16 protein-coding genes are annotated in these 14,839 nt (G+C 72.6%); 9 read left to right on the top strand and 7 right to left on the bottom strand.

Annotation, left to right across the window (positions count from 1 at the left end; all coding sequences use genetic code 11):
• Positions 1-40: 40 nt before the first annotated feature.
• Entirely contained in the window at positions 41-1,693 is a 1,653-nt protein-coding gene (locus ACQXVK_RS17030) for a dihydrolipoamide acetyltransferase family protein (protein ID WP_430854378.1), read from the top strand.
• A 129-nt stretch (positions 1,694-1,822) separates the two neighbouring features.
• Positions 1,823-2,398, top strand: coding sequence for a GNAT family N-acetyltransferase (locus tag ACQXVK_RS17025; RefSeq protein WP_416396139.1), 576 nt, complete (start codon positions 1,823-1,825; stop codon positions 2,396-2,398).
• On the opposite strand, the gene ACQXVK_RS17020 is transcribed toward ACQXVK_RS17025, so the two are convergent.
• From ACQXVK_RS17020 to ACQXVK_RS17000, 5 genes are all read right to left on the bottom strand, one after another.
• Positions 2,360-2,566, bottom strand: coding sequence for a hypothetical protein (locus ACQXVK_RS17020; RefSeq protein ID WP_430854377.1), 207 nt, complete (start codon positions 2,564-2,566; stop codon positions 2,360-2,362). The genes ACQXVK_RS17025 and ACQXVK_RS17020 overlap by 39 nt on opposite strands.
• Positions 2,563-3,843 carry an alpha/beta hydrolase gene (locus tag ACQXVK_RS17015; protein ID WP_430854376.1) on the bottom strand — a complete coding sequence of 427 codons (1,281 nt, stop codon included), beginning with the start codon at positions 3,841-3,843 and terminating at the stop codon, positions 2,563-2,565. The genes ACQXVK_RS17020 and ACQXVK_RS17015 overlap by 4 nt, the downstream gene beginning before the upstream one ends.
• A complete protein-coding gene (locus ACQXVK_RS17010) occupies positions 3,840-5,858 on the bottom strand; it encodes a bifunctional lysylphosphatidylglycerol flippase/synthetase MprF (RefSeq protein WP_430854375.1) in 2,019 nt (672 codons plus the stop codon). The genes ACQXVK_RS17015 and ACQXVK_RS17010 overlap by 4 nt, the downstream gene beginning before the upstream one ends.
• Positions 5,859-5,956: 98 nt before the next feature.
• On the bottom strand, positions 5,957-7,159 hold the full coding sequence (locus ACQXVK_RS17005) for a sensor histidine kinase (protein ID WP_402265573.1): 1,203 nt from the start codon (positions 7,157-7,159) through the stop codon (positions 5,957-5,959).
• Positions 7,152-7,784 (bottom strand): response regulator transcription factor, encoded by a 633-nt coding sequence (locus ACQXVK_RS17000; protein WP_031262370.1) that lies wholly within the window; start codon positions 7,782-7,784, stop codon positions 7,152-7,154. The genes ACQXVK_RS17005 and ACQXVK_RS17000 overlap by 8 nt, the downstream gene beginning before the upstream one ends.
• A gap of 106 nt (positions 7,785-7,890) precedes the next feature.
• On the opposite strand from ACQXVK_RS17000, the gene ACQXVK_RS16995 reads away from it, so the two are divergent.
• Positions 7,891-8,631, top strand: a complete 741-nt coding sequence (locus ACQXVK_RS16995; RefSeq protein ID WP_416396132.1) for a GntR family transcriptional regulator — start codon at positions 7,891-7,893, stop codon at positions 8,629-8,631.
• A gap of 79 nt (positions 8,632-8,710) precedes the next feature.
• Here the strand turns inward: ACQXVK_RS16995 and ACQXVK_RS16990 are convergent, their stop codons facing one another.
• Positions 8,711-9,163, bottom strand: coding sequence for a PTS sugar transporter subunit IIA (locus tag ACQXVK_RS16990; RefSeq protein ID WP_402265568.1), 453 nt, complete (start codon positions 9,161-9,163; stop codon positions 8,711-8,713).
• A complete protein-coding gene (locus ACQXVK_RS16985) occupies positions 9,160-9,396 on the bottom strand; it encodes a PTS transporter subunit EIIB (RefSeq protein WP_022907163.1) in 237 nt (78 codons plus the stop codon). The genes ACQXVK_RS16990 and ACQXVK_RS16985 overlap by 4 nt, the downstream gene beginning before the upstream one ends.
• Positions 9,397-9,574: 178 nt before the next feature.
• On the opposite strand from ACQXVK_RS16985, the gene ACQXVK_RS16980 reads away from it, so the two are divergent.
• The 6 genes from ACQXVK_RS16980 (at position 9,575) to ACQXVK_RS16955 (ending at position 14,837) form a co-directional block, all read left to right on the top strand.
• On the top strand, positions 9,575-10,840 hold the full coding sequence (locus ACQXVK_RS16980) for a PTS transporter subunit EIIC (RefSeq protein ID WP_022907162.1): 1,266 nt from the start codon (positions 9,575-9,577) through the stop codon (positions 10,838-10,840).
• Positions 10,841-10,972: 132 nt separating this feature from the next.
• On the top strand, positions 10,973-11,884 hold the full coding sequence (locus ACQXVK_RS16975) for a metal ABC transporter solute-binding protein, Zn/Mn family (protein ID WP_402265564.1): 912 nt from the start codon (positions 10,973-10,975) through the stop codon (positions 11,882-11,884).
• Positions 11,881-12,762, top strand: coding sequence for a metal ABC transporter ATP-binding protein (locus ACQXVK_RS16970; protein ID WP_430854374.1), 882 nt, complete (start codon positions 11,881-11,883; stop codon positions 12,760-12,762). The genes ACQXVK_RS16975 and ACQXVK_RS16970 overlap by 4 nt, the downstream gene beginning before the upstream one ends.
• On the top strand, positions 12,762-13,709 hold the full coding sequence (locus tag ACQXVK_RS16965) for a metal ABC transporter permease (protein ID WP_402265561.1): 948 nt from the start codon (positions 12,762-12,764) through the stop codon (positions 13,707-13,709). Before ACQXVK_RS16970 ends, ACQXVK_RS16965 begins: the two co-directional genes overlap by 1 nt.
• The gene (locus tag ACQXVK_RS16960; RefSeq protein ID WP_022908195.1) at positions 13,706-14,131 is read left to right on the top strand and encodes a Fur family transcriptional regulator; all 426 of its coding nucleotides are present in this window, start codon (positions 13,706-13,708) and stop codon (positions 14,129-14,131) included. Before ACQXVK_RS16965 ends, ACQXVK_RS16960 begins: the two co-directional genes overlap by 4 nt.
• Positions 14,132-14,141: 10 nt before the next feature.
• Positions 14,142-14,837 (top strand): alpha/beta fold hydrolase, encoded by a 696-nt coding sequence (locus tag ACQXVK_RS16955; RefSeq protein WP_022908194.1) that lies wholly within the window; start codon positions 14,142-14,144, stop codon positions 14,835-14,837.
• The last annotated feature ends 2 nt before the right edge of the window (positions 14,838-14,839 follow it).

The raw sequence follows: 14,839 nt of genomic DNA, 5'->3' as shown, positions 1-14,839 counted from the left end.
CATCCCGACCGAGTTCGACCAGACCGCCGAAGGAGCCGTAGTGGCCGCCGCCGAATTCCCCCTGCCCGACGTGGGCGAAGGCCTCACCGAGGCCGAGATCGTGCAGTGGCGCGTCGCGATCGGGGACGAGATCGCCGTCGACCAGGTGCTCGTCGAGATCGAGACGGCCAAGTCGCTCGTCGAGCTCCCGTCGCCGTTCTCCGGCACCGTGACGGGGCTCCTCGTCTCCGAGGGCGACACCGTCGAGGTCGGCAAGCCGATCATCCGGGTCGAGTCCGACGCGTCGGTCGCGTCCGGGGCGCCGGTGACGGCTCCGTCCGCTCCGGTGGCACAGCCGGGAGGCACGGCACCGGTCGCGGACAGCGTCCCGACCTCGCCGGTGGTCCCCGCCACCCCGCCGGCAGCGCCCGCCCCGGCAGCGCCCGCCTCGGCGGCTCCCGCGCCGGCGGCGCCCGCCCCGGCGGCGCCGGCCCCGGTGGCTCCCGTCGCGCAGACCCCGCCCGCTCCCGCGGCGACCCCGGCACCGGCTGCAACGCCGGCTCCCGCCGTCGCCGCTCCCGCCACGCCCGCGCAGCCCGTCGCCGAGGGCGCCTCGGTCGTCGGGACCGACGAGTCCTCCGGCGCCGTCCTCGTCGGCTACGGCTCGGCGACCTCGTCGCCGTCCCGTCGCAAGCCGGGCGCCCGCCGGGCCGCAGCGCTCGCGGCCGAGGCGAGCCGCGCCTCCAGTGCCGACGCCGCCGCGGCCGCCGAGGCTGCCACCGACCCGGGCGAGCAGTCCACCGCCGAGGCGATCACCGCCCTCGGCTCCGCCCCGCGCAAGCAGAGCACCGCGACGAACGTCCTCGCGAAGCCCCCGATCCGGAAGCTGGCGAAGGACCTCGGCGTCGAGCTGAGCGAGATCGTCGCGACCGGGCTCGCCGGCGAGGTCACGCGCGACGACGTCATCCGGCACGCGAAGCAGGCCAGCGTCTTCCGCAACATCGAGACGCCCGAGTGGGGCGAGGTGCGCAGCGAGACGATCCCGGTCAAGGGCGTCCGCAAGGCCATCGCCACCGCGATGACCACGTCGGCGTTCACCGCGCCGCACGTGTCCCTGTTCGTCGACGTCGACGCGACCCACACGATGGAGTTCGTCAAGCGGCTCAAGGCGTCGCCGACGTTCGCGGGCGTCAAGGTGTCGCCGCTCCTCATCGTCGCGAAGGCCGTGATCTGGGCCGTCCGCCGCAACCGCTCGGTGAACTCCACCTGGACCGACCGCGAGATCATCGTCCACCACTTCGTGAACCTCGGCATCGCCGCGGCGACCCCGCGCGGGCTCATCGTGCCGAACATCAAGGACGCGCAGGACATGTCCCTGCTCGAGCTCGCCCAGGCCCTCGAGCAGCTCACCCTGACCGCCCGCGACGGCAAGACCACCCCGGCGCAGATGGCCAACGGCACGGTGTCGATCACGAACATCGGCGTGTTCGGCATGGACACCGGCACCCCGATCCTCAACCCGGGCGAGGTCGCGATCGTCGCCATGGGCACGATCAAGCCGAAGCCGTGGGTCGTCGACGGCGAGGTCCGCTCGCGCATGGTGACGACCATCGGCGCCTCGTTCGACCACCGGGTCGTCGACGGTGACGTGGCGTCGCGCTTCGTGCACGACGTGGCCTCGGTGCTCGAGGAGCCGGCGCTCCTGCTCGACTGAGCGGCTTCGTGAGCAGGAACGGTCGAGTGTCGCCGAGCTGCTCGACCGTTCCTGCTCACCATCTGCGGGCTTCCGCAAACGTCGCGTGGTGTTCACACGGATGTCGGTGGGCGGGGCGATGATCGACCCATGGTCCACCAGCTCCTGATGCCCCCGCAGGAGATCCGAACGGATCGCCTCCTGCTCACCCCGCTGTCGCCGGCGGACATCGACGACGTGCACGCGCTCTTCTCCGACGCGCGCACGTGGACGCACCTGCCCACCGGTCGGCACACGGCACGGGCGACGACCATCGACCTCGTCCAGCGCAAGATCGGCGGCCGGGCACGCCACGGGCTCGGCTCGTGGGCGGTCCGGTCCTCGGCCGACCACGCGTTCCTCGGGGTCGGCGGCGTGGACATGACGGCGGCCGGCGTCTGGAACCTCGGCTACCGCCTGACGCCGTCGGCGTGGGGCAACGGCTACGCGACCGAGGTCGCGCTCGCGGCCGTCGCCGCCGCGCGGGACGTGGGTGCCGACGTCCCCGTGACCGGGCGGGTCCTGACGAACAACCCGGCCTCGGCCGCGGTGCTCGGGCGCGCCGGCCTGTCCCTGGTGTGGCAGGGGTCGACCTCCGCACCGACTCCCGGCGGGGTCGAGCGACAGGTCTGGGCCGACCGGGCGTTGTCACGGACGCAGCGGGCCTGGCTCGTCGCCAACGCCTGAGCCGGGTCCCTCCACCGGGGTCGACGCCCCCGACGCGGGGACGAGCGCGCGGGCGACCCCGCACAGCACCAGCAGGACGACGGCGACCGGGGTGGCTCCGACCGGACCCACGGCCATGAGCACGACCGCGGCGAGGGCGACGACGGGCAGGGTGACGGCGCCGGTCACCGCAGGGCTCCGAACAGGGCGTCGGCCTCGTGCGGCAGCTCCGTGCGCAGGGACCACTGCACGGTGTTCCAGTCGTGGCCGCTCTTCGGCGCGGACGCGACGACGGTGTCCGCGCCCGCCGCCCGTGCCGCACGGCCGAGCTTCCGCGCGTTCTCGCTGAACTGGCGGTCGGCCGAGCCCGCGGTGAGCCACAGGGCGTGCCCGCCGAGGCCGTTCTCCCGCATCTGCGCGATCGGGGCGGCCGCCCGCCACGCGGCGACGGACCCGCCGAAGGCCTGGTCGGCGCTGTGCTGGGGGTTCTGGTCGATCGGTTGCAGCTCGCTGGAGATCGCCAGCGCCGCGCCGAACGACGCCGGGTCCGCGGTGACGAACTGCATCGCGCACGTCGCCCCCTGCGAGAAGCCGACGAGCCCCCACGCTCGTCGGTCGGGCGTGACGGGGAGGTGGGCCGCGAGCCACGCGGGCACGTCCCGGGTGACGTAGGACGCCGACTTCCCGAGCCGCGAGTCGACGCACATCGGGTTGCGACCCGGTGCCGACAGCTGGTCGACGGACACGACGATCGGCGCCCGCCCGTGGTGCGCGGCGGCGTACGCGTCGAGCACCGTGCCCATCTGCCCGGCGGTGAACATGTCGCTCGGGGCTCCCGGCTGCCCGGCGAACGCCAGGACCACGGGCAGGCGCGCCGGGTCGCGGACGAGGGCGGCCGGCGGCAGGTAGACGACGGCGGGCCGTGCCGGGAAGCCCGAGCGCGTCCCCGGGATGTCGACCGTCCGGATCACGCCCGCCGCAGGCATCGTGGCCGCCGGGGTGGCGTCGAGGTCGAGCGCGGGGTACGGGTCGCTCTGCACCACGGTGCCGAGGGTCGGGTACTTGGCGAACTCGACGTTCACGCCGAGCGCCGGGACGAGGAGCGCGGCCGGTACCAGGACGGCGGCCAGCACCCGTCGCCCGCGACCGCCCTGCACGATCCCGGTGACCGCCAGCGCGAGGGCCGCCGTGGCCACCGCGACCCACATGCGCGTGACGCCGCTCAGGGCGACGCCGAACAGGTCGACCACGTCGCTGACGACCCAGCAGACGACCAGCACCGCGACCGCCGCGACCGCCGCGACGACCGCGCGCACCCGCACCTCCCGCCACGCGGGGCCGGAGCGCATCCGCCGGAGCCCGGGGAGCAGGACGACGAGTGCGAGCACGGCGAAGGCGGTGTCGATCGGGACGAGCTTCGACGGTGCCTGCAGCTGTGTCGCGAGCAGCCAGGCGGTCGGACTCACGACCGGGCCGCCGCGCGGGCGTCCGCCGCCTGGAGCCGGTGCGCCTGCCGGAGCGCCCACAGGTGCTTCGGGCGGAGCCCCGGCACGTACGCCGCGGCCAGGGCGCGGGTCACCCGCGGGACGTGCAGCGGCGTGGGGACGACGAGCCAGAGCGGTTCGTGCCGGGCGCCGAACTTCTCCTTGAAGCGCTGCAGTGAGCGGAAGCCGTACACCGGTTCGAGCGCCCGGGCGAGCATCGCCGACCCGCGCACCACGAGCGGACCCGCCCCGGCGTGCGCGGCGAGCGGCGTGCCGGACAGGCTGATCGTGGTGAGGCCGGCCTCGCGGGCGCGGAGGGCGGTCCGGGCGATGAGGAACTCCATCACGCCGGGCATCCCGTCGTCGCCACGGCGCATGACGTCGAGCGTGTACCCGGTCAGCGCCCCGCGTTGGTGGACGGGCAGCCAGCTGGTCACCGCGGTGACGTGACCGTCCGCGGTGACGGCGAGCAGGAGCCGGACATCCGGGTCGTCCAGCTCCCGGAACCCGCCGAGCGTGAAGCCCATCTCGGGCAGCCGACGGTCGGCGGCCCACCGCGTGCAGATGGCCTCGACCTCGGCACGCTGGTCGGCCCCGAGCGCGTCGAGGGTCGTCCACTCGTCGCGGACGCCTTCGCGGTCGGCCCGGTTCGAGGCGGTGCGCAGGTCCTGCCGCTTCTTGCCTCGGAGGTCGAAGGTCGTCACGTCGAGCACGCACTCGACACCGACCGGCAGCGCGGTCCAGCCCTCGGCGCCGAGGATCGCGCGGACCGGCTCGTGCACGCTCGTGAACGCGGGGACCCAGCCCTGGCGCTCGCAGAAGGCCGTGAAGCCGGCGAGCACCTCGGCGCGGTCAGCGGTGGCGCACGCCGGGTCCGACACGGCGAGGGCGACCTCGCCGCGCACCCGGTAGGCCACGGCACCGAGCCCGCCCGGGTGGGTCCAGGTCGCGTTCCCGCGCCAGGTGCCCATGTGCCCGAGGGTGCCGGCGTCGCCGTCGCGGAGCATCGAGACGAGGTCGTCACGCCCGGCACCGGCGGCCCGGAACCGTGCCCGGACGAGTCGCGGTCGGAGGACGACGACGGCCAGCAGCACGGCGGCCGGGACGATCCACGCCCCGAGCAGGGTCACCTGCCACTCGACCGCGTCCAGACCGAGTCCCTGCCACTGCACGGCGTCGTCCTGGACCGGCTCGATGAGGAAGACGTCGGCGAGCACGACGGTGAGCGTCAGCAGCACGGCGATCGCCAGCGCGACACCGACCCGCCGCCCGCGGTGGACGAGCCAGGCGGCGAGGAGCAGCAGGACGCCGACGACGACCACGGAGCCGTTCGGCATCGCGTCGGCGAACGGGGAGAGCACGCCGTCCGGGTCGGGCACGACGGGCGTCACGAGGGTCCCGGCACCGAGCGCGATGAGGGCGCTCACCACGACGGTCCGGGCGGTGACGGCGGTGCTGCGGTGCGCGGGCTCGGAGGCGCGGCGGACGATCCAGGCACCGGCGGCGGTCCCGAGCAGGGTCGCGAGGGCACGGGCCAGGTCCGACCCGTGGCCGGCGAAGAGCACGAGGGTCAGGACGACGGTCCACAGGGCGGCACGGACGCGCCAGCGGCGCTGCGGGGGCATCGTCGCCGAGGCGGCACCGAGCAGTGCGGTGGCCACGATCGACGGCGCGAAGAGCGGTTGCCCGACGGCGAACTCGGCGTGCGCCTCGCCCAGCGCCGACCCGATGGTGACGGTGAGGAGCGTCGCGAGGACACCGACGAGCGGCGCTCCGATCCCGACGACCAGGGTCCGGAGCGACCCGAGGGACCGCTCGGCGAGGACCGTCGTCAGGACCACGGCCACGAGGGCGAGGCACGCGACGGGCGGGTGGTGCGGGAAGTCCGGCTCGGAGTGTGCCATCCGGGCGGTCACGACGAGCACGGCCGCGGCCACCGTCACGACGACGGAGACCGGGAACCGACGGAGACGTCCGATGAGTGCTGTTGGTGCCACGGTCCCATCACAGCGGACCGCGCGCTCCGGGACATCGCTCCACGGCGTGAACCCCGATGGCCGATCGGCCATCGCCGCGTCGCTCCGGGGGACGACCGTCAGACGACGGGCGCGGACGGCACGTGCTCGACCGGCAGCCGCAGGTGCAGTGCGAACCCGTCGTCCGGCTGCGGACCCGACTCCATGCTCCCGCCGAGGAGCGACGCCCGTTCGCCGAGCCCGATCAGCCCGAGGCCGGAACCCGGCAGCTCGAGCCGTTCCGAACGCGCGGGGCCGTTCACCACGTCGACGAGGACGTGCTCACCGTGGATCCGGCCGCTGACCCGGACGGTCGCGTCGGGGGCGTGCTTGCGGACGTTCGTCAGCCCCTCCTGCACGAACCGGTAGACGGCCCGCTGGAGCGGCTGCGCGAGGGTGTCCGGCAGGTCGACGGTGGTGCTGGTCTCGAGGCCGCTCTCGGCCACCAGCCGGGGCAGGTCGGCGAGGACCGGCTGCGGCGCGATCTCGCGGTCGGTACCGCCGGACGCCCGCAGCACCTGCACCATCTCGCGGAGCTCCTGCAGGGTGACGACGCACAGCTGCCGGATCGTCCGCGCGAACCCGCGCTCGGCCTCGTCGCGGCCGGCCATCTGCATCGCACCGGCCTGCACCGCGATGAGGGTGACCTGGTGCGAGACGACATCGTGCATCTCGCGGGCGAGCAGGGCCCGTTCGCGGGAGAGCGCCACGGCCGCGGCCTGTCGGCGTTCGTCCTCGCGGGCCCGGCGGGACTCGACGAGCTGCTCGGTCAGGCGGGCACGGGTCTGCACGAGCAGGCCGACGGCGAGCGGACCGAGGGCGAAGATGAGTGCGTAGACCACCGAGACGACGATCTCGTCGAGGGTCTGCGGCGGCCCGACGAACCCGCTGAACCCGACGAACTGCACCAGGGCGGCGAGGAGCATCAGCCACCGGCGGCTCGTGCGCTCCCCGAGGGTGAACAGCGCCACGCTGGCGGCCACCACCGCGGACCCGACGAACAGTCCGGGCATGGTCAGGGCGAACGCGAGCACGGGGAAGCGTCGGCGGAGCAGCAGCGCCGCCGCGGCGACGAGCGACAACCACGTCTCGAGGGTGGTGGCACCGGAGATGTCGAGCACCGCGTCGGCGACCGCGGCGGCGACGAAGAGGGCGTCGAGCACCCACCACGGTGCGGGGTGGGTGCGCGCCAGACGCAGGCCGGCGTCGACGAGCCGGTCGAGCCTCCCGTCCGTCGCCGCGAGCACCTGCCGGACCCGCCCGGGCCGCTCTCCGTCAGCCATCCAGGAGCCCCGCCTCGGCCGCGCGCAGCGCGAGCTGCACCCGCGTCGGGACGCCGAACGCGGCGAGGAGCGACCGGATGTCCTCCTTGACGGTGCCGGTGCTCACCCCGAGCCGACGGCCGATGTCCGGGTTGCTGACGCCGTCGGCGACGAGCCGGAGGACGGCGTGCTCCCGGTCGCTGACGGCCGGCGCCGGGGCGCTCGGACGTGCCGCGAACAGCTTGGTCCGGTCGACACCCGGGGCCAGCACGACCCCGCCGCGGGCGAGGACGCGGACGTACTCGGCGAGCCCCTCGGGGTCGGTGTCCTTCAGCAGGAACCCGGCGGCACCGAGCTCCATCGCCTGCCCGACGTACTCGTCGGTGTCGAAGGTGGTGAGCATCGCGACGGCGGGCGGCTCGGGGAACGCCCGGAGCTCCCGGAGGACCTCGAGCCCGTTCACGCGCGGCATCCGCACGTCGAGCAGGACGACGTCCGGCGCGTGGTCGCGGATGGTCCGCACGGCGTCGACGTCCCCGGTCGTGGCGACGACGTCGATGTCCGGTGCGGCGCCGAGGATGAGCTCGAAGCCGTAGCGGACGAGCGTCTCGTCGTCGACGATCACCACGGTTGTCACGCGCGTCATCTTGTCATGCACGTTGGCGTTCCGAGGGGGACTCGCTACTGTGGCAGCAACTGGTCATGTCCGCGCATGACCACCCGCACGACCAGCGACGGAGCACGAGGACCGCATGACGAGCCGGATCACCGAGGGTGCCGAACCGAAGCACCAGCAGCTGCGGCGGATCCTCCTCGACCTCGCCACGGTCCGCCTCGCACCCGGTGCGGCGATCCCGTCGGAACGCCAGCTCATCGCCGAGTACGGGGTGTCCCGGATCACCGTTCGCGAGGCCCTCGGGCAGCTCGTGAACGAGGGCTACCTCGAACGCGTACGCGGCAAGGGCACCTTCGTGGCGCACCGACCCGTGCAGTCGACCCTGCACCTGGCCTCCTTCACCGAGGAGATGCGTGCGATGGGTCACGTACCGACGACGGTCGTGCTCGTCCGCGAGGAGCGGGTGCCCCCGTCCGACACGGCCGCGGCGCTGCGGCTCGACCCCGACGTCCGCGCCTTCCACGTGAAGCGGCTGCGCATGGCCGACGGCGCACCGGTGTCGATCGACGACGCCTGGTTCGTCGCGGACGCGTTCCCGGGCCTGCTCGAGCACGACCTGTCCGACTCGGTGTACTCGATCATCGCCACGGAGTACGGCACGCCGATCGACCGCGCGCAGCAGACCGTCGCCGCGAACCCGGCGGCGGACGACGTGGCGACCCTGCTCGGCACGAAGACCGGGGCGCCGCTGCTGGAGTTCGACCGGGTGTCCTACGCGGGGGAGCGCCCGGTGGAGCACACGCGGAGCTGGTACCGCTCGGACCGCTACCGCGTGCAGATGGAGGTCACGGCGACGGCGGCGAACGCGGTCGCCTAGCGCCGACCGTCGCGCTGCGCGACACCGCACGGCACGTCCAGGCCGTGCGGTGTCGCCGAGTGCGTGGGACGGCCCCCGCTCAGACCTCGAACAGGGTGTCGCCGTCGCGCACCGTGGTGCCGACCGCGTCCTGCGCGATGGAGTCCGGCGCGGAGCCGAGCACGACGACCGGGCAGATCGGTGAGTAGCCGGCAGCCGAGATCACCGAGGGGGTGAACCGGACGACCGGGTCGCCCGCCACGACGGTGTCGCCCTCGGTGGCGAGGAGCTCGAAGCCCTCGCCCGACAGCTTCACGGTGTCGATGCCCACGTGCACGAGCACGTCGGTGCCCGCGGCGCCCTGCAGGGCGAACGCGTGCGGGTGCAGCTTGACGATCGTGCCGTCGACCGGCGCGACCGCGGTCACGGCGCCGTCGACCCCGGTCGGGTCCACTGCGACGCCGGCACCGACGAGCTGCCCGGCGAACACCGGGTCCGGCACGTCGGCCAGCGCGACGACCGGGCCCTGGAACGGGGTCCGGACCGCGGTCACAGCTCGTCCTGGATGTCCTGCGCGAGGTTGTCGGCGATCGGGCCGACGATGACCTGCCAACCCGTCCCGCCGCCGACGACGGCCTGGGCGCCCGCAGCCTTCAGCGCGTCCTTGTCGACCAGGTCGCCGTCCTCGACCTCGACGCGGAGGCGCGTGATGCAGCCCTCGACCTCGTCGATGTTCTCGGCGCCACCGAGCGCGGCGATGATGTCAGCGGCCTTGATGTCAGCCATCGTTTCCTCCTCGTTACGAAAACGCATGCCGGGTTGACAGGCGTGGGGTCGCGGTTCAGACTACGGAACTGGTCATGACCGGACAGGACCGGACCTGGCGACACCGCCGAGGTTACCTGCGCTGACTGTACGACTCAACTCACCCCGACAGCTCCACCCAACGACGAGAGGACCTCCGATGAGCACCACCACTGCCACGGATGTGCCGGAGAAGAAGACGCCGAAGAAGCAGTCGCGCGTCTTCGCCAACGCCCAGCGGCTCGGCCGCAGCCTCCTGCTGCCCATCGCGGTCATGCCGGCTGCCGGCATCCTGCTCCGCCTCGGCCAGGCCGACATGCTCGGGGCGATCCCCGGCTTCGAGAAGGGCGCGACGATCATCGCCGCGGCCGGCAACGGTGTGTTCACCTGGCTGCCGCTCCTCTTCGCGGTCGGCATCGCGATCGGGTGGGCGAAGAAGTCCGACGGCACCACGGCGCTCGCCGCCGTCGTCGGCTACATGGTCATGTACCAGGTCTTCGCGGCCATGTCCCCGATCGTGCTCGACGGGGTGAAGGACGCGAACGGCAACCAGGCCACCATCAACTTCGGCGTCCTCGGCGGCATCGTCATGGGGCTCGTGTCGGCCGTGCTGTGGGAGAAGTTCCACCGCACGAAGATGCCCGACTTCCTCGGCTTCTTCTCGGGCCGCCGCCTCGTGCCGATCCTCACCGCGGTCGCGGGTCTCCTCATCGCCGTCGTGATGTCGTTCTTCTACCGCTACTTCGACATCGCCCTGACCGCCGCCGGCCAGGCCGTCGCGGACAACGCCGTCCTCGGCGGTGGCATCTTCGGGTTCGTCAACCGCATGCTCATCCCGATCGGGCTGCACCAGCTGCTGAACTTCTTCCCGTGGTTCCAGCTCGGCAGCTTCACCACCGGTGGCGTGACCTACCACGGCGACATCGCGCGCTTCCTCGCCGGCGACCCGACGGCCGGCATCTTCCAGACCGGCTTCTTCCCGATCATGATGTTCGCGCTGCCCGCCGGTGCCCTCGCGATCTGGCGCAACGCCAAGCCGCAGAACCGCAAGCTCGTCGGCGGCATCATGCTCTCGGCCGCGCTCACCTCGTTCGTGACCGGCATCACCGAGCCCCTCGAGTACTCGTTCATGTTCGTCGCGTTCCCGCTCTACATCATCCACGCGGTCCTCACGGGCACCTCGCTGGCCCTGGTGAACGCCCTGGGCATCCACGACGGCTTCTCGTTCTCCGCCGGTGCGATCGACTACGTGCTGAACTTCGGCAAGGCGGACGGGGCCATCTGGCTCATCCCGATCGGCCTCGGCTACGCGGTCGTCTACTACTTCCTGTTCAGCTTCGTGATCAAGAAGTGGAACCTCCGCACCCCCGGGCGCGAAGAGGACACGATCGCCGAGAACACCATCGACGCGGCGACCAAGCCGTAGCCGTCACGAGGTGACGGACGTCACCTGCTGACGGACGGGAGGCGCGGTGTCGGCTGGCACCGCGCCTCCCGTCCGTCAACGGGTTGATACTGGTTTTGACAACCGTTATCAACTAGCCCTACGCTCGTCGACATGCACAACCGTCTCCTCGCCCTGCCGCTCGTCGTCGGCGCCGCCGCGCTCGCCCTGACGGGCTGCGCGACGTCCTCCGCCTCCGGTGACGCGTCGGGCGACGGCACCGTCCGGGTCGTCGCCTCCACCAACGTCTACGGCTCGATCGTCGAGGCGATCGGCGGCGACCACGTCTCCGTCACGAGCATCCTCGACGACCCGTCGCAGGACCCGCACTCGTTCGAGTCGAGCGCAACGACGCAGCTCGCGGTGTCCAAGGCCGACCTCCTCATCGAGAACGGCGGCGGGTACGACGACTTCATGACCACCCTCGCCGACGCGTCCAGCACCAAGGCGGACACGATCAACGTCGTCGAGCTCTCCGGTCTCGACAAGGGTGGCGACGCCGAGTTCAACGAGCACGTCTTCTACAGCTACCCGACGATGGTCAAGCTCGCCGACGACGTCGCGAAGCGCCTCGGGGACCTCGACCGGCAGGACGCGGACACCTTCACGAAGAACGCCGACGCGCTGACGACGAAGCTCGAGGGGCTCGAGGCGAAGACGGCCGAGCTCAAGAAGACGTACGACGGCGAGAAGGTGGCGTACACCGAGCCCGTCCCGGGGTACCTCTTCGACGCGATCGGCCTCGACAACGTCACGCCCGAGGCCTTCTCCGAGGCGATCGAGGAGGGCGACGACGTGCCCCCGGCGGCGCTGAACGACACGCTCAAGCTGTTCACGAACAAGACCGTGAAGCTCCTCGCGTACAACGAGCAGACGTCCAGCCCGGAGACCGAGCAGGTCAAGAAGGCGGCCGACGAGAACGGCGTCCCCGTCATCGGTGTCACGGAGACGCTCCCGAAGGGGGAGGATTACGTCTCGTGGCAGCAGGCGAACATCGACCAGGTGCAGGCGGCGCTCCAGAAGTGACGACCGTCTCCCACCCGACGACCGAGCGGACCGCCACTGCCCCGGGCAGTGGCGGTTCCGCCGTGCTCGAACTCCGCGACGCCGGACTGTCGTACGGCTCCCGTGCGCTCTGGTCGCACCTCGACCTCGACCTGGCGCCGGGCGAGTTCGTCGCCGTGCTCGGTCCGAACGGCGCCGGCAAGACGTCGCTCCTCCGCACCGTCCTCGGACAGCAGCGCCTGACGAGCGGCACGATGTCGTTCCTCGGCCAGCCCGTCCGGCGCGGGCACCGGAAGATCGGGTACATCCCACAGCAGCGCCTGATGGACGCGGGCACCCCGCTCCGAGCGCGGGACATGGTCGCGCAGGGCGTGACGGGCTCACGGTGGGGCATCACGCCCGCGAGCCGTGCCGAACGGTCCCGGGTCGATCGCATCCTCGACGAGGTCGGGGCCACCGCCTTCGCGGACGCCCCGGTCGCCGAGCTGTCCGGCGGCGAGCAGCAGCGCACCCGCGTCGGACAGGCCATCGCCGCAGACCCCGCGCTGCTCCTCTGTGACGAGCCGCTCATCTCGCTCGACCTGCGGCACCAGCGCGGCGTCACCGAGCTCATCGACCGGCAGCGTCGGCAGCAGGGCGCGGCGGTGCTCTTCGTCACCCACGACGTGAACCCGATCCTCGACGTCGTCGACCGCGTGCTCTACATCGCGGGCGGACGCTTCCGGATCGGAGCACCGGACGAGGTCCTCCGCACCGACGTGCTCTCCGACCTGTACGGCACGCCCGTCGACGTCGTCCGCACGATGGGGCGGATCGTCATCGTCGGCGCGAACGACGCGCACGACCAGCACTGCGACGCGGACCCGAACGCCGTGACGCCCGACGACGGGCGGATCTGATGGACGTCTGGTCGCAGGTCTTCTCCTTCCAGGACTACGGCGAGCTCGTCGTGCTCGTGCAGAACTCGATCTGGGCGGGTGCGGTGCTCGGCATCGTCGGCGGGCTCATCGGGCCGTTCGTCGTCGCCCGGAACATGCCCTTCGCCGTGCACGGCATCTCGGAGCTCTCGTTCGCGGGTGCCTCGGCATCGCTGCTGCTCGGCGTGAACGTGGTCACCGGGTCGCTCGTCGGGTCCGTGATCGCGGCGCTGCTCATCGGGCTGCTCGGGTCCAGGGCGCGCGACCGCAACTCGATCATCGCCGTGCTCATGCCCTTCGGCCTCGGCCTCGGCATCCTCTGCCTCGCGCTCTACAAGGGCCGTGCGGCGAACAAGTTCGGCCTGCTCACCGGGCAGATCGTCTCGGTGGACAACCCGCAGCTGACGTTCCTCGTCGTCGTGGCCGCGATCGTCGTCGTGACGCTCCTCGTGATCTGGCGCCCGCTGATGTTCTCGTCGGTCGACCCGGACGTGGCCGCCGCCGCCGGGGTGCCGGTGCGGACCCTGGCGCTCGTCTTCATGCTCGTGCTCGGGCTGGCCACCGCGGTGTCGGTGCAGATCGTCGGCGCGCTCCTCGTGCTGTCGCTGCTCGTCACGCCCGCCGCGGCCGCCCTGCGCCTCAGCTCCCACCCCGTCGTCGTGCCGATCCTGTCGACCGTGTTCGCCGTCGTCTCGGTGGTCGGCGGGATCCTGCTCGCCCTCGGCGGAGGCCTGCCCATCAGCCCGTACGTCACGACCATCTCGTTCGTGATCTGGGTGGTCTGCCGGATCGTCGGCGGACGCAAGGACAAGCGCGGACGCGACCGGATCGTGCGCCGCGACCAGCGTGACGGGGGCGCACCGCGCCTCCGGGCCGACGACGCGGACCCCCTGTCCGCCGCCGGCCGGAAGGAAGGAGCGACCGCATGAACGCCGTGCAGAAGCCGAAGCGGAACACGTGGCAGCGCGAGGCGGTGCGCACCGCACTGTCGAGCACCGAGGGGTTCGTCAGCGCGCAGGCGCTGCACCAGCACCTGCGGGACGACGGCTCCACCATCGGACTCGCCACCGTCTACCGGGCGCTCTCCGACCTGGCGACCGAGGGGGACGCGGACTCGCTGCAGCAGGACGGTGAGTCGCTGTACCGCGCGTGCACGACCGACGCGCACCACCACCACCTGATCTGCCGGAACTGCGGCCGCACGGTCGAGATCGAGGCGGACCCGGTGGAGCGGTGGGCGCAGGAGGTCGCGGCGGCCAACGGGTTCACGAACGCCAGCCACGTGGTGGACATCTTCGGGGAGTGCGCCGTGTGCACAGCGGCGCGCACCACGGCGAACGCCGGCGAGTAGCGTCCGCGTCATGCACGTGATCCTGGTGCCCGGCTTCTGGCTCGACGCGAGCGCCTGGGACGAGGTGGCCCCGGTGCTCCGAGCAGCGGGACACTCGGTCGAGGCGGTCACCCGCGACGGCGACACGCTCGACGAGCAGGTGGCCGCCCTGGTCGAGCTGCTCGACGACGTCGCCACGCCGGACGAGCCCGTGGTCCTGGCGGGGCACTCCGGCGCCGGGCCGATCGCGTACATGGCCGCCGATCGCCGCCCGTCGCTCGTCGCGCACCTGCTCTACGTCGACACCTTCCCGGGGCCCGAGGGCGGCTGCGTCAACGACGAGCTGCCCGTGGTGGACGGCGTCGTGCCGCTGCCCTCGTGGGACGTCTGGGAGCCGGCGACCGTGCGCGGCATGACGCCGGAACTGCGCGCGGCCTTCGAGCACCGGGCGATCCCCGAGCCCGCCGCGGTGCCGTCCGACCGCTTCCACTACGCCGACGCCGCGCGGCACACGATCCCGGCGACGGTGATCACGTGCGAGATCCCGGCGGCCGACCTCGCGACGATGGTGGCGGACCACCAGGCCTGGGCGGCGGAGCTCGTGGCGACCGAGGAGCTCTCGATCCTCGGGCTCGAGACGGGGCACTGGCCGATGTTCACGGCGCCGCGGGAGCTCGGCGAGCTCATGGTGCAGGCGCTGGCCCCGCGGCCGACCGAGGCGCCGTAGCG

Source organism: Curtobacterium sp. AB451 (assembly GCF_050585845.1).
Classification (GTDB): domain Bacteria; phylum Actinomycetota; class Actinomycetes; order Actinomycetales; family Microbacteriaceae; genus Curtobacterium.
The sequence above is the reverse complement of the archived record's forward strand: the minus strand, read 5'-3'. Positions and strand labels throughout refer to the sequence as shown.